The sequence below is a fragment of the Nocardia sp. NPDC019219 genome (assembly GCF_040632645.1).
Taxonomy (GTDB): domain Bacteria; phylum Actinomycetota; class Actinomycetes; order Mycobacteriales; family Mycobacteriaceae; genus Nocardia; species Nocardia sputorum.
In genome coordinates, this window is sequence record NZ_JBEYCG010000017.1 from 98,456 (window position 1) to 115,996 (window position 17,541).

At 69.8% G+C, this 17,541-nt stretch carries 19 protein-coding genes; 4 read left to right on the plus strand and 15 right to left on the minus strand.

Features of this window, described 5'->3' with window-relative positions; translation table 11 throughout:
* The 3 genes from ABZ552_RS27025 to ABZ552_RS27035 form a co-directional block, all read right to left on the minus strand.
* Positions 1-1,077: hypothetical protein (locus ABZ552_RS27025; RefSeq protein WP_357440578.1), on the minus strand; the 1,077-nt coding region annotated here is incomplete at its 3' end.
* Positions 1,074-1,448: a hypothetical protein gene (locus ABZ552_RS27030; protein ID WP_281874940.1), complete on the minus strand. Its 375-nt coding sequence runs from the start codon at positions 1,446-1,448 to the stop codon at positions 1,074-1,076. The genes ABZ552_RS27025 and ABZ552_RS27030, both read right to left, overlap by 4 nt.
* Before the next feature lie 93 nt (positions 1,449-1,541).
* Positions 1,542-2,246, minus strand: coding sequence for an ESX secretion-associated protein EspG (locus ABZ552_RS27035; RefSeq protein ID WP_357440581.1), 705 nt, complete (start codon positions 2,244-2,246; stop codon positions 1,542-1,544).
* 295 nt (positions 2,247-2,541) lie between these two features.
* On the opposite strand from ABZ552_RS27035, the gene ABZ552_RS27040 reads away from it, so the two are divergent.
* The gene (locus tag ABZ552_RS27040) at positions 2,542-2,865 is read left to right on the plus strand and encodes a hypothetical protein (protein ID WP_357440584.1); all 324 of its coding nucleotides are present in this window, start codon (positions 2,542-2,544) and stop codon (positions 2,863-2,865) included.
* Between the two features lie 48 nt (positions 2,866-2,913).
* On the opposite strand, the gene ABZ552_RS27045 is transcribed toward ABZ552_RS27040, so the two are convergent.
* From ABZ552_RS27045 to ABZ552_RS27070, 6 genes are all read right to left on the minus strand, one after another.
* Complete coding sequence (locus ABZ552_RS27045) at positions 2,914-4,008, minus strand: methyltransferase (protein ID WP_357440587.1); 1,095 nt, start codon at positions 4,006-4,008, stop codon at positions 2,914-2,916.
* Positions 4,009-4,048: 40 nt separating this feature from the next.
* Complete coding sequence (locus tag ABZ552_RS27050) at positions 4,049-4,831, minus strand: MerR family transcriptional regulator (RefSeq protein WP_062977487.1); 783 nt, start codon at positions 4,829-4,831, stop codon at positions 4,049-4,051.
* Between the two features lie 95 nt (positions 4,832-4,926).
* On the minus strand, positions 4,927-6,432 hold the full coding sequence (locus ABZ552_RS27055) for an NAD(P)/FAD-dependent oxidoreductase (protein WP_357440590.1): 1,506 nt from the start codon (positions 6,430-6,432) through the stop codon (positions 4,927-4,929).
* Between the two features lie 11 nt (positions 6,433-6,443).
* Positions 6,444-7,364 carry a ferritin-like domain-containing protein gene (locus ABZ552_RS27060; RefSeq protein WP_281919472.1) on the minus strand — a complete coding sequence of 307 codons (921 nt, stop codon included), beginning with the start codon at positions 7,362-7,364 and terminating at the stop codon, positions 6,444-6,446.
* Positions 7,365-7,374: 10 nt separating this feature from the next.
* Positions 7,375-8,277 (minus strand): SDR family NAD(P)-dependent oxidoreductase, encoded by a 903-nt coding sequence (locus ABZ552_RS27065; RefSeq protein WP_281874934.1) that lies wholly within the window; start codon positions 8,275-8,277, stop codon positions 7,375-7,377.
* A gap of 1 nt (position 8,278) precedes the next feature.
* Positions 8,279-9,265: an alpha/beta hydrolase gene (locus ABZ552_RS27070; RefSeq protein WP_357440593.1), complete on the minus strand. Its 987-nt coding sequence runs from the start codon at positions 9,263-9,265 to the stop codon at positions 8,279-8,281.
* Positions 9,266-9,347: 82 nt separating this feature from the next.
* Here ABZ552_RS27070 and ABZ552_RS27075 point away from each other — a divergent pair, with 82 nt between their 5' ends.
* Positions 9,348-9,929 (plus strand): GrpB family protein, encoded by a 582-nt coding sequence (locus tag ABZ552_RS27075; protein ID WP_357440596.1) that lies wholly within the window; start codon positions 9,348-9,350, stop codon positions 9,927-9,929.
* Positions 9,930-10,105: 176 nt separating this feature from the next.
* Here the strand turns inward: ABZ552_RS27075 and ABZ552_RS27080 are convergent, their stop codons facing one another.
* Together ABZ552_RS27080 and ligD are read right to left on the minus strand one after the other, a co-directional pair.
* Entirely contained in the window at positions 10,106-11,056 is a 951-nt protein-coding gene (locus tag ABZ552_RS27080) for a D-isomer specific 2-hydroxyacid dehydrogenase family protein (protein WP_281874932.1), read from the minus strand.
* 110 nt (positions 11,057-11,166) lie between these two features.
* Complete coding sequence (gene ligD, locus ABZ552_RS27085) at positions 11,167-12,135, minus strand: non-homologous end-joining DNA ligase (RefSeq protein WP_281916900.1); 969 nt, start codon at positions 12,133-12,135, stop codon at positions 11,167-11,169.
* Between the two features lie 112 nt (positions 12,136-12,247).
* Between ligD and ABZ552_RS27090 the strand changes: the two genes are divergently transcribed.
* Together ABZ552_RS27090 and ABZ552_RS27095 are read left to right on the plus strand one after the other, a co-directional pair.
* Positions 12,248-12,478: a hypothetical protein gene (locus ABZ552_RS27090; RefSeq protein WP_281874930.1), complete on the plus strand. Its 231-nt coding sequence runs from the start codon at positions 12,248-12,250 to the stop codon at positions 12,476-12,478.
* Complete coding sequence (locus ABZ552_RS27095) at positions 12,475-12,783, plus strand: hypothetical protein (protein WP_281874929.1); 309 nt, start codon at positions 12,475-12,477, stop codon at positions 12,781-12,783. The genes ABZ552_RS27090 and ABZ552_RS27095 overlap by 4 nt, the downstream gene beginning before the upstream one ends.
* Before the next feature lie 271 nt (positions 12,784-13,054).
* Here the strand turns inward: ABZ552_RS27095 and ABZ552_RS27100 are convergent, their stop codons facing one another.
* The 4 genes from ABZ552_RS27100 to ABZ552_RS27115 all read right to left on the minus strand — a co-directional run bounded on the left by ABZ552_RS27100 (position 13,055) and on the right by ABZ552_RS27115 (position 17,504).
* Positions 13,055-13,270, minus strand: a complete 216-nt coding sequence (locus tag ABZ552_RS27100; protein ID WP_281874928.1) for a hypothetical protein — start codon at positions 13,268-13,270, stop codon at positions 13,055-13,057.
* A gap of 504 nt (positions 13,271-13,774) precedes the next feature.
* Positions 13,775-15,898, minus strand: coding sequence for a RecQ family ATP-dependent DNA helicase (locus ABZ552_RS27105; RefSeq protein ID WP_357440601.1), 2,124 nt, complete (start codon positions 15,896-15,898; stop codon positions 13,775-13,777).
* Between the two features lie 61 nt (positions 15,899-15,959).
* Complete coding sequence (locus ABZ552_RS27110; RefSeq protein WP_357440604.1) at positions 15,960-16,487, minus strand: hypothetical protein; 528 nt, start codon at positions 16,485-16,487, stop codon at positions 15,960-15,962.
* Positions 16,488-16,571: 84 nt separating this feature from the next.
* Positions 16,572-17,504 carry an alpha/beta hydrolase gene (locus ABZ552_RS27115; RefSeq protein WP_357440607.1) on the minus strand — a complete coding sequence of 311 codons (933 nt, stop codon included), beginning with the start codon at positions 17,502-17,504 and terminating at the stop codon, positions 16,572-16,574.
* Positions 17,505-17,541: the final 37 nt, after the last annotated feature.

The window sequence follows — 17,541 nt, forward strand, 5'->3', positions numbered from 1 at the left end:
GGAACTCGGTGGTTGCGTCGGTTCCGGGGTCTGTGGCGCAGGGGGTGCGGATGATGGGCTCGGTGGTGGCGGCGCGGAGGAACTCGGTGGTTGCGTCGGTTCCGGGGTCTGTGGCGCAGGGGGTGCGGATGATGGGCTCGGTGGTGGCGGCGCGGAGGAACTCGGTGGTTGCGTGGGTTCCGGGATCTGCGGCGGTGCGGATGACGGGCTCGGTGGTGGAGGCGGCGCGGTCGTGGACGGTGCCTGCTGTGTCGGCGGAGCCGGCTCAGGTGACGGAGTCGTCGGCGTGGGCTGCGGCGCCTGGGTGGACGGAGCCTGCTGCGGTGGCGGAGCCTGCTGGACGGGTGGCTCCGCAGGAGTTCGCGGATCCGGTTTCGGCTGGACTTGCGGTGCCGGATTGTGGGATGGGGCGGACGATTCCGGTGCGGCAGGCGCGGGCTGCGTTGTGTCCGGCGACCATTGCCCGTTCGGCGGCGTCTGTTCCGGCGCGGAGTATCGCGGCGTGCCGGGGGAGACCGACGGCGGCGTGGCCGGTGCGGCGACCGCGGGTGGTTCGGGCAGCGCGGGCACGGCGCTTCCCGCGGCGGAATAGGCGGGCTTGTAGACCATGTTCATCGCGAGCAGGGCCTCTTGGCGCAGGGCCTCCTGAGCCATCTGCGCGTCGATGACGTGCGCCGCCTCCAGCAGTTGCGCGATCGCGCCCACCGGTCCGGACGCACCCGGCGGCACCACCGCGAGTTTCACCGCCTCGGCGGCCGCGGCGACGCCTCCGAGCCGGGCGCCGACCTGGCCGAGCACCGCGGCCAGTTCGTCGGCCGACGCCGCGAAACTGCGTGCGCAAGCCTGAGCGGCGTCGGCGGCGGCGCCCTTCCATTCGGCCGTGTCCATCACGCGGTCCACCCCGGCGTGGGTGAGCGGGAACGACGTGGTGAGCGCCCCTGCCGCCTCGAGCCAGATCGTCGAGGCGCGCAGCACCTGCGCGGCGTCGATCTGCTGCGCCTTCGCGTAGATCTCCTCGTGCCGCAGGGACTCGAAATGCTCCATCGAGCTGATGTAGGTGGGATCGGTGCCGGTCATCGGGGCAACCTCGTCCGGACGGCGCGCAGGGCGGCAGCGCCCGCGGCATCGGCCTCTTCGAACAGTCCTCCGCTGATCAAGAACGCTTCCTTCATGCGGTATGCCGCTTCGATGTAGTGGTCTAGCAGCGCCGCCGCGTCCCGCGCTTTGTGGCCGAAACCGGCCTGTAACTGCTGCGCGGAGATGAATCCGCCGAATCCGCCGAGTTCCGCGGCGGATTCGAGGTTCTGCTGTAGGTGGAGCAGCCGATCGGCCTGCCGGTCGTACATCTCGGCGCACTGCCGAGCCGCCGCGGGATCGAACTGGACGGTCCCGGCCTGCGCGGCCTGCTTGAATCGGGCGATATCGGCTCGGCTGGTCTCGATCGTCATCGCTCACCCCTGAGATCGGTCGGTCCGCCCCAGACTAACCGGAAGCCCGGTGCCGGGTCAGCAATAGGCGGCGGCCGCGGTCAGGAAAGGCGGCTATATCGGTATGCGCTTCTGCAATTGGGTGGCGATCTGCTCGACGGAGGCAGGTGCGATGCGCACTTCGTCACCCGCTTTGATCAGATATCGCCCGTCGTCGCGGACATCGATCCAGGTGTAGTGGATCGGCGGGGGCGGCGTCGGACGATCCAGCCGCGGTTCGATTCTGATGTGTCCCTCGGCGGTGTGCGGTTCGAGCAGCAGCTTGCGGATTCGCGGCGCCGCCTGTTGCCGCGCGGGCACGGTCTCCTGGTCGCGTACCGCGTCACCCGGGGCGACGCGGGCCGGTTCGCGGCCCGGCGGAGTCTTCGGCAGCAGCGCCGCGATCCGCCGCCCCAATTTGGCACTGTGCCCGATCGAAATATGCACGCTTCCACCGAAATCCGGGATCGTGCCGGGTTCCTGCACCGCGAGCACGGCACGGTCGTAGATGGCCGCGGCCAGCAGACGCAGTTCGCCGCCCGGCCCGTGCGTGCCGCCGATCGCCACGATCCTGGTGTGCGGCTTGGCCAGGATACGCAGGCAGGCCGAGAGGTCGGGGTCGGAGCGGAGCGGCAGCCGTTCGGCCAGGGCGATGCGCAACTTCTCGGCCTCGTCCTCGGTACGGGGCGTCTCCAGGATGCGCAGCGGGAACGGGTGCCGATCCAGATCGGTCTCGCGCCAGATATGGGCGAACTCGTCCGGAGTGAAGGTCCATTCCACGGCCGAATCACATCCTCACCGAACCCGCCAATGCTGCTCGTAGCCTAGCGGTCCCGGCGCCGGGAGGCCGGATGTACCGCACGGGGACGCTCCGGCCAGCGCGCGGAAATCCCGCGTCGAGCCTGGAAAATGCGGTTTCGTGACGGTGTCGCGCTCGACCCTCCCCGCCGGTTCTGCTGAAATATTCGAAAGGGTTCGGGATGCGAGGGCGGAAGAACCCGCACGGCAACAACCGGGTATGGCTGAGATCTGCCGAGGAGGGATTGCGGTGCACATCACGGCGCGGCGAGTAGGCGTGGGAACCGTTCTGCTGGTCCTGGCAAGCGGTTTGGTCTGGGCGGCCGCGCCCGCGGGTGCGGATCCGGCCGGTTGCTACGTCGATCGCGGTGTCACCGACGCGGCCGCCCTGTGCCACAGCGGTGAAGGGGCGTCGGTGCTGGAGGCGGAATGTCTGGGCTTCTTCCTGCCGTCGGAGCGCTCCGGGCCGGTGTTCGGCTACTACAGCGGGTTCGAATCGCGGCAGACGCCGGTCGGCACGCCGATGCGCGTCACCTGTGTGGCCGACGGTGCGGTGGGGATCGCCACTCTCGCGTTCCTCGTCCCCGCGGCGGCTTCGTAACGACGCCCGTCTGCGAAACACGTTCGGCCGCTCGGGGATCCGTGGCGGTCAGCTCGGCCGAGCCTCCAGCACGTTGTCCGGGGAAGCTGTCGGCACGATCTTCGTCAGCGTGAATCCGTGCCGGGCGAGGAATTCGCGGTACTCGGCCTCGGTGCGTTCCCGGCCGCCCGCGTTGACCAGCATCTCCAGGTCGATGAACTTGCTCGGGTGCGGTGCGGTGTGTTCGGGGACGACGAGTTCGACGATCAGCAGCCGGGCCTCGGGAGCCATGGCCGCACGCAGCGTGCGCAGAATGCGCCCTGCGTCGGGCTCGGCCCAGTCGTGCAGGATGTGCTTGAGGATGTAGGCGTCGCCTCCGCCGGGGACACGGTCGAAGAACGACCCGCTCTCCACCGCGCAGCGATCGGCGAGACCCAGTTCGGCGAGCCGAGCGGGCGCCGAGGCCACCACCTCGGGCAGGTCGAACAGGATGCCGCGCGATCGTGGCGCGCGGCGCAGGATTTCGGTCAGCAACGTTCCTTCACCTCCGCCCACGTCGACCAGGGTCGAGTAGCGGCCGAAATCGTAGGCCGCGAACAACGGTTCCATCGCCAGGGTGCCGATGCTGGTCATCGCGCGGTCGAACAGGTCGCCGAATTCGCGGTCGTGCCGGACGTAGTCGAAGAACGACATCCCCTCGAGTTTCTCGCCGACCGGTTCGCCGGTGCGCACGGCGTCGACCAGATGCGTCCAGTGGTTGCGGTGTCCGGGCGACCCGAAGAACAGCACCGCGTCGCGCAGCGACACATCCGCGTCGCGGCGCAGCGCCCGCGCCATCGGCGTCAGCGCGTAGCGTCCGTCGCGCCGTTGGGTGAAGATGCCGTAACTGATCAGCAGCCGCAGCAATCGCCGCAGCGCGCCCTCGTCGGCGCCGACCGCCGCGGCGAGGTCCGCACCGGAACGCGGCCCCGCCGCGAGTTCGTCGGCCACGCCGAGCGCCGCGGCTGCGTGGATGGCTTGCGAGATCCATCCGGCCGCGATCAGCTCCATCAGCGCGACGTGCCCCGGCACCAGTTTCCGGAACGCGACGGCCAACGCGCCGCGAATCGACTCGACGGCCCGGATCAGCGGCAGCGGAGGGATTCTCGGTCGGTCGGACGCCACAGCGACTCCATCCGTCGAAGGTCGGCACTCTGCGCTTTGTCTAGGAGGGTACGTCGCGACCGGATTCGCTGCGCTGTTTCTCGCGCTCGGCCGCCGTGGCGAGGTAGTCGCCGAGTTCGCGGCGCAGCGTGACGTCCAGCGAGCGGGCCAGCGTGGCGTGCACCGAGGCCACCGCCAGCTCCCGCATCTTGTTGAGCATCGTTGTGGTCTCGGCGATTTCGCCGCTGGTGTCGGGCATCCAGCCGGGGCCGTGCTCGTCGATGATGTGCTGCTTGGCGGCGGTGATCATGATGTGCGTGATGTCATCGATCCGGTCGGCCACCTTGGCGTAGATCTCGATGAGCGTGCGCAGTTCGAGGCCGTACTCGTGCAACTCGGCGAACGAGGTGAGCAGCTGGGTCTCGGTGAAGACCACCGTGTCGCCCTCCAAGCGGACCAGCTTCATCTCGCGCAGCCGGTCGACCAGTTCGTCGGCGTCGGCGCCGAGGATTGTGCCGATCAACTCGCGGGGCACCTCGAAGGTCTCGTCCTTGGCCCAGGACGCCGTCACGGCGTGTTGCAGACCGAGCACCTCGGTGAGGTCCTTGCCGGTCTCCCAGCTGGTGATGAAGTCGGCGATGTGCGCGGTGGTGAAGCCCCGCTGTAGCAGCGCGTCGATCAGGCGCAGCCGCTCGAGGTGCGCGTCGTCGTAGATGCTGGCCCGGCCGTCCTTGCCGACCGGCGGCGGCAGCAGCCCGCGTTCCTGGTAGGCGCGCACGTTGCGGGTGGTGGTGCCCGCGGCGCGCGCGAGGTCATCGATCCGGTACTCCGGCGTCGACCTCACCTCCCTCGCTGAGCAGGGCGCCGATGGACCGGCGGCACGCTGATAGAACTCCCTGCGGACCGAGTCTATCGTCCGCGCCGCCGGCGCCTCGGCACCTAGGAAACCGGTGCCACCCGCTGTCGCCGCTGGTCGGCGGTCTGTTCGACGACCAGGTAGTCGTCGAGATCGACCGCGCGCAGCTGATGGACGTACTGCGTGGCGAAACCCGGGTACATGGTCGCGTTGAAGCCGTCATCGGTGAGATACCAGCTGCGGCATCCCGAGTTCCAGGTGGTGGCGGAGAGCTTGCGCTGGATGGCGGCGTTGTAGCGGTCCTGCCGATCCCGTCGCACGTCCAGCATGCGCAGGTCCCGGTCCAGGATGATGCCGATCGCGCCGACGAGGTAATCGATCTGGGCTTCCATGTAGACCAGCGCCGAGTTGTGCCCCGGGCCGGAATTGGGTCCGAAGGTGAGGAACAGGTTGGGATATCCGGAGACCGCGACGCTCTTGTACGCGTAAGCCCCGCGCGACCATTCCTCCGCCAGATTCCGGCCGTCGCGCCCGACCACCGGAACGGGCGTCCCGGTCTTGGAGACGTCGAATCCGGTCGCGAACACGATGCAATCCGCTTGGTGCTCGATGCCTTCGGCGGTGCGGATGCCGTGCTCGGAGATCCGGGCGATCGGCCAGGTGATCAGCTTGCAGTTGTCCCGTTGCAGGGCGGGGTAGTAGTCGTCGGTCATCAGCAGGCGTTTGCAGCCGGCGCGGAAGTCCGGGGTGAGCTGGCGGCGCAGCCACGGATCCTTGACCTGCCTGCGCAGCTGTGCCTTGCCGACCAGTTCGACGACCCTGGTCAGCGGCGTATTCCAGACCACGCCCAGCGCCACCGACTCGTGGCCGTAGAACCAGGCGCGCCGGGCCAGCTGTTCGGCGGCGGGCACCCGGCGGTAGAGCTCCTTGGTCAGGCCGTTGGTCCGCCGGTCGACCCGTGGCAGCACCCAGCCGGGCGTGCGCTGGAACACCTTCACCGAGGCGGCCTTGTCGACCAGTTCCGGAATGATCTGGACCGCGCTGGCTCCGGTGCCGACGACCGCCACGCGCTTGCCGGTGAAGTCGTATTCGTGATCCCAGCGGGCGCTGTGGATCTTGTGACCACGGTAGGTCTCGATGCCGCGGATATCCGGGAAACCGGCGTTGGCCAGCGGTCCGGACGCCAGCACGACGGCCCGGGCGCGGATCGGCTCCGCGTGACCCTCGACCGAAATCTCCCAGACCCCGGCCTGCTCGTCGAACACGATGCCGGAAACGTTGTGCCCGAACCGGATATGCGGACCGAGCCGGAACTCCGCGGCCATCGCCTCGATGTAACCGAGGATCTCGTTGCTGCCGGAATAGGTGCGCGACCAGTTCGGGTTCGGCGCGAAACTGTAGGAGTACAGCCGCGACGGAATGTCGCACGCCGCACCGGGATAGGTGTTGTCGCGCCAAGTCCCGCCGATCGCGGTGCCGCGCTCGAGTATCGCGAAATCGCGGATCCCGCGTTGCTTCAGCCGGATGGCCGTGCCGATACCGGCGAACCCGCCGCCGATGACGGCGACGTCGAGGGTGTGCGTGCTCATCGGGCTCCCTGTCATGCCGCGGGCTCGTAGGTCAGTTCCTTCGACCAGGTCGGGTTGTTGCGCAGCAGCGCCCTCGGCACCAGCCCGGTGATCTTCACCAGCGCGTCGGCCACCAGGTGGTAGGGGTGGCCGCGGTCGATCACCCAGCTGCCGTGCATCTTGACGATCTGGTACATCGGCAGCCTGCGGGCGAAGTCGCTGCGCTCGCCGACGTTCGCGTACCGCTTCAGCGCGCCGTAGAGCTTCTCCTCGTCCACGCCCATCGCCACGATGTTGTCGCGCATCTTGTTCAGCAGCGGCACATAGCTCAGCACGCCGATGATCAGCGACGGCTTGGCCCAGCCGCCGACCAGGTCGATGAGCAGTTTGCGCATCTCCGCGTGTCCGAGCAGATCCATCACGGCGAAATCGACCGCCAGGTGCCGGGATTCGTCGGAGTTGATCTTCTTGAACGCCTCCTGGCAGACCGGGTCCTCGATCTCGTCCATGATGAACTTGATCAGCGCGCCGTCCAGCGCGACCTCCAGCATCGGGATGACGGTGCCGAGGAACGACAGCGACATGTCGTCGGAGTACTTGTCGAGGAAGTCGATCACCAGCTTGACGTTCACGTTCGGCTGCGGGATCTCGTCACCCTCGAGCATGCCCCACCGGCGCATCAGCGCCAGCTCGGCGTTGGCGTGCTTCTGCTCCTCGGCGTGGAAGTAGCGGTAGATCTCGCGCAACGTCTCGTTCGGCGCCTTCTTCGCCATCGCCGCGAAGCCGCGCGCGCCGACGTTCTCGATCCACATCAGATCGGCCATGAACGGCTTGAGCTTGGCGTGCAGTTCGGGCGTGATCGTCTCCGCGCCGGGCGCGTCCCAGTCGATATCGGCCAGCGCCCACTGGCGGTCCTTGATCTTGCGGAGCATGTCGTCGAAGTCCATCGCGATGGCAGCCATGTCAGACTCCTGTCTTGTCGGTGACCGGCGTGCGGTCGGTGGCGGTCGAGTGGTCCTGGGGCAGCAGTCGCTCCAGGAGCCCGAGGACGAAGGTGTACTGCGCCGGGAAGCACCGCTTGAGCAGCCAGACGGCGTGCGCGTCCAGTTGGGGGAGCACGTAGAGCTGCCCGCGGTCGTGCGCGTCGAGGGCGGTGCGCGCGACGCGCTCGGGGGAGAAGCCGGTCCAGCGCATGAGGAAGTCGGCCAGCTGCGCCGATCCCTCGGTGATCCGGCCGTCGCGGGCGACGTTCGTGCGGACGAACGTCGGGCACAGCACGGTGACCGCGACGCCGGTGCCGCTCAGTTCGGCGGCCATCGTCTCCGACAGTGACAGCACGCCCGCCTTGGACACGTTGTAGGCGGCCATCGACGGCGCGGCGGCGAATCCCGCGGCCGAGGCGACGTTGATGATGCCGCCGCTGCCCGCGGCACGCAGGCGCGGGGCGAAGACTTCACAGCCGTGCACCACGCCCCACAGGTTGATGCCCAGCGCCCACTGCCAGTCGTCGAAACCGATGCGCCCCACCGGCTTTCCGCCGATGCCGACACCGGCGTTGTTGATCACCAGGCTGACCGGGCGGTCGAACAGCGTCTCGGCGAAGCGGGCGAGCAGTTCCACGTCCTCCCGCTGCGCCACGTCGCAGCGGAAGGCGTGCGCGGCCCCTGGGTGGTCGCGTTCGATCAGGGCGACCGTCTCGTCGGCGCGCGCCTCATCGATGTCGGCGCAGATCACCCGGCCGCCACGGGCCGCGATCTCCAGCGCGAACGCGCGGCCGATGCCGCTGCCCGCGCCGGTGACCACGGCTCGCGCGCCGTGCGTGCGCCGGGGGCGGCCCAGGGCCACCAGCTTGTCCAATCCGAACATCTCAGCTCACCTTTTCCGTGCCGGAGGTAGCGACCAGCGCCGCGCGCAGGAAGTCGGCGGCGCGGGCGAGGGCCTGATCGGCCTCGGGCACCACCAGGGGAAGGGCTTGGAAGACGTGCAATTGCCCCGGCCAGATCTCGAGCTCACAACTGCCGCCCGCACGCCGGACCATCTCGCACAGTGCCTGCGCGTCGGCGCCGAGCATCTCGGTGCCGCCGACCTGCACCAGGATCGGCGGCAGCGGAAGACCCTGCGGGACGGCCAGCCGCAGGCGCGCCGCGTCGGCCGGGTGGCCGCTGGTGTAGGCCGCGGGCAGCCTGCGCGCGGCGGCGGCCGAGATCAGGGGATCGGTCCGGACGCGTTCCCGCTCGGCCGCCAAGCCCAGGGTCAGGTCCAGCAGCGGGGAGAACATCGCCACGGCCGCGGGTTGCGGGCGTCGGTGCCGTCCGTTCTCGACGAGCAGATCGAGGGCGAGATGCCCGCCCGCGGAGTCGCAGGCGATCACCAGGTCGTCCGCGGCGATGCCACGGCCGAGCAGCCAGCGGTAGCCCGCCTCGACGTCGTCGGCCGCGGCCGGGAACCGGTGCTCGGGCGCGAGGCGATAGTCGGTGAGGAAGACGGGGAGCCCGGTTTTCGCCGACAGCCGGGCCGCGAGAGCGCGATGCGTGCGAGCCGAGCAGATGACGTACCCGCTGCCGTGGATGTAGTAGACGGCCCGCGGCCCGAACGGCACGCCCGCCGCCCGCACCCATTCGCCGCGCACCGCGCCCGATCGGACCTGGGTGACCGAAGTGCCGGGCGGAACCGGACCACCGACGGCCATCAGCGTCGCGATGAGCTTGCGCGCGAACCACACGCCCGGCGTGTTCATCGGCACCGCGCAGTTCAGCGGACGCAGGGTGAGCCTGGTGGCCGCCGCGGCCACGGTGGCGCGTGTGGACGGCGCGGCCGGAACGCGAGGGACCGAGGTCCTCGTTGACCTTGTCATGCGCTAAGAATCAGTCATTAATGTGCCAGTTGTCAATGGCACATTCTGAGAAGGCTGTTATTCGAACGGGTTACTGTGCCGTATGGCGACGGTGGACGACGAGGAGATCGCGGCGGCGACAGTCGGCGAACTGCGCCCCTATGGGGTCGAGGTGGTTCTCGAGGAGTACAACGGCGCGTGGCCGGACTGGTACGCCGAGGAAGAGGCCGCCATACGCGCAGCGCTCGGCGACGTGGCCCTGCGGATCGAGCACACGGGCTCCACGTCGGTTCCCGGCCTCGCGGCCAAGGCGCTGATCGACATCCTGCTGCTGGTTCCGGAGGCCGCCGATGAGGCTGCCTATCTACCGGCTCTCGAGGCGGCCGGGTATGCCCTGCGTATCCGGCAACCGGGCTGGTATCAGCATCGCTGTCTGGTTCGCCGCGTGGATGACGGTGCGCCGCGGGATGTGAATCTGCACGTGCTCTCGCCGGAGTCGGGCACGCCGGAGATCGAGCGGATCCTGGCGTTCCGCGACTGGCTGCGCACGCACGATGAGGACCGGGTGTATTACGAGCGGACCAAACGCGAACTGGCGCAGCGTGAATGGAAATTCGTGCAGCACTATGCCAACGCCAAGAGCGCGGTCATCGAGGAAATCCTCGGACGAGCGCTACCCGGCTGATGTCGGCGAGGTAGGGACACCGGATTCGCCGCCCCCACACTGCACTGCGGAGTGCTTGTGCGTAGTGGCGGCCAACGCTCGCGCAGCGGCAGGACGGGATCGCAGATCATGCTCGCTGCATCCACCGCGCTGGTGAATCCCGCGGAGGGGCCTCGAATTCGGTGTGCCCGACAGGTTCAGTACCCGAGAGCGGGATCGATCGGAGCGAGCAGCGGGCGGCCCGCGATGAAGCGCTCGACGTTCGCTTCGACGTGGTCGGCGAATGCCGCCAACCGCAGTTGCGGTGGATTCGAATCATGCGGAGTGACAATGGCATTCGGCAGCGACCAGAGCGGGTGGCCGGCCGGGAGCGGCTCGGGATCGGTGACGTCGAGGCCGGCGCCGCCGATCGCGCCGGAACTCAGCGCGGCCACCAGGGCGTCGGTATCGATGAGGCTGCCGCGCGCGACGTTGACGATCCACGAGGACGGCTTCAGTCGCGCCAGTTCGTCCGCGCCGATGAGATGCCTGGTGGCGGGCGTCGCGGGCGCCGCGACCACCACGTGATCGGTGTGCGCCCAGATCCGGCCGAGATGCTCGGCGGGAACCGTCTCGACCGACGACGGAATACCCGGGCCGGTGACCGGCCGCCCGCTGCGGTTCACCGCGATGATGTGCGCGCCGAGCGGGACCAGCATCGGGATCAGCGCGCGGCCGATGCCGCCCGCGCCGACGATCGTCACCGTCTTGCCGCGCAGCGAGCGGATGTGCGGAAAGAAGTCCTGTTGCCGCCAGTCCGACGCGCGCAGATGCTCGGGCAGATACCGGACGCCCGCGAGCAGCAGCATGAGCGCGTGCTCGGCGACGCTGGCCGCGAAAGCGCCTGCGGCGGAGGTGAATCGCACGGCAGGATGCCTGGCGATGACACCCGAGGTGAACCAATCCTCGATACCGGCGGCCGAAAGCTGTACCCACTCCACCCCGGCCGGCAATTCGTCCGGGAACTCGCCGACCCCGCCCACCCAGATCAGCCCGCGAGCCTCGTCGAGATCGGAGACGGTAGCGCCCGCCTCCACCACGGCCTTCTCCACCAGCGTGGGCGGAGGCTCGGTGGGGCCGATCGCGATCGTCACTGCCGGTCGGTTCATGGATGGACCTCCTTCGGAGCAGTAGGGCGTGGTCGCGAGCGGGTGGACGTTGCGACCGTAGCACCGCCGGGCGTGCGCGGATCGGTCGCCGGTGGCCGTGCGTCGCGGCGCTAGGCTTCGCTCTGCTCCTCGTCGAGCTCCACGTCCACCTTGTCCCGCTCGGCCCACTCCAGGAGAGGATCCAGGTGGAACACCGCGTCGTCCATGCCCGCGTGCAGATCGCCGAGTTCGGCGAAGCGAGCGGGCACGGAGGCCATGGTGAAGTCGCGCGGATCGATGTCGGGAATCTCGTCCCAGCGTACCGGTGTGGAGACCGTGGCGGCGGGGACGCCGCGCACCGAGTAGGCGGCGGCGATGGTGTGATCGCGAGCGTTCTGGTTGTAGTCGACGAACAGCAGCTTCGGGTCCCGGTCGCGGCGCCACCAGGTGGTGGTCACGTCATCGGGCGCCCGGCGCTCCACCTCGCGGGCGAACGCGAGCGCCGCCCGGCGCACCTCCTGGAACCCCCACTGCGGCGCGATCCGCACGTACACGTGCAGGCCATTGCCGCCGGAGGTCTTCGGCCACCCGACGGCGCCGAGTTCATCGAGGACTTCGCGCACCACCGCCGCGACCCGTTGCACGCGCGACCACGGGCAGTCGGGCATCGGGTCGAGGTCGATGCGCCACTCGTCGGGGCGTTCGGTGTCGGCGGCGCGCGAATTCCACGGATGGAACTCGACCGTCGACATCTGCACCGCCCAGATGACGTCGGCGAGTTTCTCGACGCACAACTCGTCGGCGTGCCTGCCGTAGCGTGGGAAGTACACGCGCACAGTCGGAATCCAGTCCGGCGCGCCCGCGGGAAGCCGCTTCTGATGTACCTTGTCGCCCGCGAGTCCTTTGGGGAACCGGTGCAGCATGCAGGGCCGGTCGCGCAGCGCGTTGACGATGCCGTCCCCGACGCTCAGGTAGTACTGCACCAGATCGAGCTTGGTCGCGCCCGACTCGGGGAAGTAGACGCGGTCCGGGTTGGAGACGCGGATCGTGTGGTCGCCGACCTCGAGCTCGATCGCCGACCCGGTGGATTTGCTGGCCACGGGTCGACTGTAGTGGGCGAGCCGACGAAATTCCGGCCACGATCTCCAGTCCGCCGGTTCGGATGCCCCGGACGAGTTCCCGGTATCGCACCGCTCTGGTATGCATACGAATATGAGCAGGGCGACGCGCGTGACCGTCACGTTGGATCCGCAGGTGGCCGAGTGGGCCAGGGAGGCCGCCGATCGCCAGAACCGCAGCCTGTCGTCGGTGATCAACGCCGCGCTGCGCACCACGCTCGTGCACGAGAGCCTGATCGCGCTGACCATCGACGAGGAAGCCGAACTGGCCGCCGCCTACGACGACCTCCGGCTCGGCCAGGCCGCCGAAGACGACGCCGCATGAGACGCGGCGAGGTCTGGCGCTACGCCCCGACGCTCAGTGACGGCACTCCCTTCCCACGGCGCATGACGGTCGTGCTGGTATCCGATTCGGCGGTGATCACGTCGCGCTCCCGCTGGCTGCAGGTCGTCCCGCTGCGCGACGCGGACCCCGGCCACGTGCTGGCCACCCACACCGAGCACGGCTGGGCCGACACCATGAAACTGCACCGCGCCTACCGCCCCTGGCTCACCGAACACCTCGGCGTGCTCACCCCGGCCGAGACGGAATCCCTCGACGCGCGCCTGCGGGCGACGCTCAGTCTTTAGTGCAGCGCCTGTGGCGTTGCGTGCTCGCGGCCCCCTTGTGGCTCGCGTGTGCGCGGCCACCGCTTGCTCCTTCGTCCCCGGACGCGGCGGCCGCGCCCGGGGCCTGGCGGAACGAACTTCGGTGAACGCTTCGACGAGTCGGATTCGTCCGGTGGCTCGAGGATGCGATTCGTTGGTGCGCGCTCAGCTTCCGCTCGGCTGGTTCGGCAGAGAACGCGTCACTGCCGAACTCGGCGCCGTTCCTGCGCGGCTGAGCCGACTTCACGGCTGCTCATCGAACGGCCGTGCCGCCTCCGCCGGACAGGCTGCTGATCGCGCAGACCAGCGCCACGAACGGATCGGTGATACCACCACAGCTCCCTGCGACCGACACGGCCGGTGCGGGCGACTGCGGTTCGAGCGGCAACGGCGCCGCGGCGGCTGCCCCGGCACCGGTCAGGGTTGCGGCACCGACCAGGGCGGCGGCAAATCCACGTGCTGCGAACATTCGAACTCCTCGCGTATCGGCTAGACGGCCGAACCTAATCGGCAAGCCCTCACCACGCATGACCCGAATTGTGTTGCCCTCGAATCGGGTGGTGTCCCTATGGTTCAGGTCAAGCTGGATCGGTCGTGGCTGGTTGCGCCGTCGTGGCGTTCGGTGTCAGTTCAGTCGGGGTAGGCCGGCGTCGGTGGTTCGGAACCCGCAGGTGTCGCGATGGAAGCTGGTGAGGTGTGGTTCGTAGTCGACGTGCTCTGCCGGCGTCGGACGGTCGGACTCGCTTCGCTCGAACCGGGGGTTCAGGCGGGCTTGGTGCGTTGTCGTCGAGTTGTGGGCACGGTTCGCGGATCGGAGCGGCTGACTTCTCGGGCCCGCACGGGCTCGATACGCGGTACGGGACGGTTGGGGCAGCCGGGCTATCCCCGCGTCGAGGAACCGGCCCGGGTCCTTCGAGCGTCATCGACTGCTGGAGCAGGTGGCCGACCGGCTCGGGGCCGCCGGGCCTCGTCGCTAAGTCGGCGTCGCCAGCGCGAAGGGCAGGATTGCGTCGGCACCGGCTGCTCGGAGGGCGTGGGCGGCGACGGTGAAGGTCCAGCCGGTGTCCGTGATGGCGTCCACCAGCAGGATCGGGCCCTGTACCCGGGTGAGGTCGGGGATCTCCCAGGAGTCGAACAGTCCGGCTACGCGATGGGCGGAGTTGGCCGCCGAGACGGGCGGGCGGCCGGAGCGGGTGCGAAGGGTGCCGAGGTCGTGCAGGCGACCGACCTCGGCGAGCCGGGCGGCGAGGGTGGCGGTGAGCACGGGGTGGCGCGGGGATTCCAGCGCGAGCACCGACGTGGGGCGGGCGGCCCAATCCCATTCGCGCAGGACGGCGAGGCAGGCGTCGAAGACCGCGTCGGGCACCGGGTCGTCCGGGCCGTCGAGCAGCGTCCGCAGGCGCTGCCCCCAGCCGAGGTCGGTCAGCCTGCCCAGGACGCGGCCGGTCTCGGCGCCGCCGGTGATCCTGCCCGACAACGGCACACCGAGTTTGGCCATGCCGGTGGGCCACTGCTTACGCGGCGCGAGATCGATGCCGGGACGGTCGAGCCGGGCCTTGGTCGCGGCGACCGCCTCGGCGGCGACGGTGCGGTCCGGGCGGCTACCGGTGCAGTTGTCGCAGCGGCCGCAGCCGGACGGCTCCGCGGCGTCCGCGGACAGCCCCGGGTCGTCGAGCTGGCGGCGGAGGAACTCCATGCGGCAATCGGCGGTCGATTGGTAATCGATCATGGCCTGCTGTTCGGCCTCGCGGGCGATGGACAGCCGCTCGTAGCGCTCGGTGTCGTAGGTCCACGGCCGGCCGGTGGCGATCCAGCCGCCGCGCACCCGGCGCACCGCACCGTCCACGTCGAGCACCTTGAGCACCATCTCCAGCCGCGAGCGATTCAGCTCCACCAACGGCTCCAACGCCGCGGTGGACAGCGCCCGCTCGGAGTCCAGCGCGTCGAGCACCGCGCGCACGATGTGCTCGCGCGGGAAGGCGACGGAGGCGAAGTAGCTCCAGATCCGCGCGTCCTCCTGGCCGGGAAGCAGGATCACCTCGGCGCGATCGGTACCGCGCCCGGCCCGTCCCACCTGCTGGTAGTAGGCGATGGGGGAGGACGGCGCACCGACGTGCACCACGAATCCCAGATCGGGTTTGTCGAAGCCCATGCCCAGCGCGGAGGTGGCGATGAGCGCCTTGACCTCGTTGTCCAGCAACGCCGCCTCCAGCGCCTCGCGCTCGGCCGGGTCGGTCTGCCCGGTGTAGGCGGCGACGGTGTGGCCGTGCGAGGTCAGCACGTCGGCCAGGTCGTGCGCGGCGGCGACGGTGAGCGTGTAGACGATGCCGGAGCCGGGCAGCCGGTGCAGGTGACCGCTGAGCCAGGCGGTGCGTTCCACGGCGTCGTCGAAGCGGACCACCGACAAGTGCAGCGACTCGCGATCCAGCGTGCCGCGCAGCACCAAGGTGTCGGTGCCGATCTGCGTGGCGACGTCGGTGACCACCCGGTCGTTGGCGGTCGCGGTGGTGGCGAGCACCGGGACGTCCGAGCCGAGGTCGGCGATCAGCGTGCGGATGCGCCGGTAATCGGGCCGGAAGTCGTGGCCCCAGTCCGAGACGCAGTGCGCTTCGTCGATCACCACCAGCCCGGCGTCGGCGGCGAGCCGGGGCAGCACCTGATCGCGGAAGTCCGGGTTGTTCAACCGCTCCGGGCTGACCAGCAGCACGTCGACCGCGCCCGCGGCGACGCCGGCGTGGATCTCGTCCCACTCGGTGACGTTGCCCGAGTTGATGGTGGCCGCGGCCACCCCCGCGCGCTGTGCCGCGGCCACCTGGTTGCGCATCAGCGCCAGCAGCGGCGACACGATCACGGTGGGCCCGCGCCCGGCCCGGCGCAGCAGCTTGGCGGCGATGAAGTACACCGCCGACTTGCCCCAGCCGGTGCGCTGCACGACCAGTGCACGGCGCCGCCGTACGACCAGCGCCTCGATCGCGGTCCACTGGTCCTCGCGCAGCCGAGCGTTCGCCCCGGCCAGTTCGCGCAGCAGCTGTTCGGCGTGCTCGCGCAGGTCGGGGGCCGTGAGGTCGATCGGAGACGCGCCGGTGGCCGTGGTCATGCGCTCCATCGTGCCCGACGACACCGACAGGTGGCGTCGCGGCCGACCGTCGCCGACCGCGTCAGCCGCGCGCCGCGCCGTCCGGCCACACGATCTCGACCGGCACGTTCCGCTGCCGGGCGAGGGCGACCACCGATCCGGTGCCGCCGCGTTGCCCGGCCGCGCCGTCCCATACCGCGATCAGCCGGTCACACGAGGCCAGCATCGCCTCGTTCGCCGCCTCATAGGCTTCGCTTCCCGCCTCGTCGAAGTCCATCACCCGCACCGCCGTCGCGCGCTCGACGAGTTCGTCGAACAGCCCGGCGTGGTCGGGCCGCACTTGCGCCGCCCGGTAGTTCCGCGAGGGCAACACCACTTCGAGTCGCCCACCCGCCTCCAGGACCGCCTTGGCGAACACCGAGTCGGCGCCACGGGCGAGGCAGCTGACGCCGACCAGCTCAGCGGCGGCGTACGGGGCGAGCACCGCACCGATCGCGGTGTAGACCAGGGGCTCGGTGGTCGGCGTGACGTTCGTGTGCCCGGTGACCCCGATGCGCACCATGCAGATTTCTCCTTTGCCGTCGTCACCGGCGGTCGTATGCGACCTCACAGCTCGATCCCGAGTTTCACATACACCGGCGGGCTTTCCCCCGCGGTCGCCGCGCCTGAGCCGTCGCCTCGACGGCAAACGTACTCAGGCGGGTCGCGCGGTCGCCGCCGCCAGCTCGACCAGACGGGCGCGGACCAGGTCCGGTCGTTCCTCGATGATGAAGTGGCCGCAGTCCGGGACGAGTTCCAGACGGTAGTCGTCGGCGCGGGCGGTCTCGGCGGACGCGAGCGACGGATGGATCGCCGCGTCCTCGACGCCGAACAGGGCCAGGATCGGTACCCGCGCTCGGCGTCGTTCGCAGCGCCCGGCCGACCGGGGGACTTCGCGCAGCAAGAAGGTGCGGTAGGTGTCGGTCGCCGTGCGGGCGCAGACCGGGTCGCGGAAACGGTCCGCGTAGGCCCGGGTCACCTCGGGGCCGAATGCCGCGCGATCGTGCACACCGCGGGTGAAGACGAGTTGCTCCAGGAAGCGAGTACGCCGGTGCAGGTACCCGCCGAAGGCGGCGACGGCCGGCTGGTAGAGCAGGAACCGCCACGCGTGCGGGAGGAACCGGCGCGGCGTCTGCCACGGGTGGGCGATGTTGAGCGCCAGCAGGGCGTCGAAACGTTCCGGCTCCCGCAAGACCAGCAGGTGCGCGATATAGCCGCCCCAGTCGTGGCCGACCAGCAGGACGCGGTCGAGTCCGAGCGCGTCCAGCAACGCGAGCACGTCGGAGGCGACGTCGTCCTTGGCCCATCGGTGCGGAGCGGGGCCGGACCAGCCGTAGCCGGGCAGGTCGGGGGCGATGATCCGCAACCCGTCCGGCGGGTCGGCGAGCAGATGACGGTAGGCGTAGTGATGCTCGGGCCAGCCGTGCAGTACGAGCACCGGGCGTCCGTCCGCCGGACCCGCCTCGGTGACGTGGAAACGCACACCGCGGGCGGGCACCTCCGACCGTCGCACGCCGGGAATCTCCGGTGGGTCCGCCGCCGGGTCGGAATCCGGAGCGGGCGCGAAGAAGGAGGGCCGCCAGGGCATATCCGATCGTATCGAGGAAACCGCCGGGAGAGCCAGA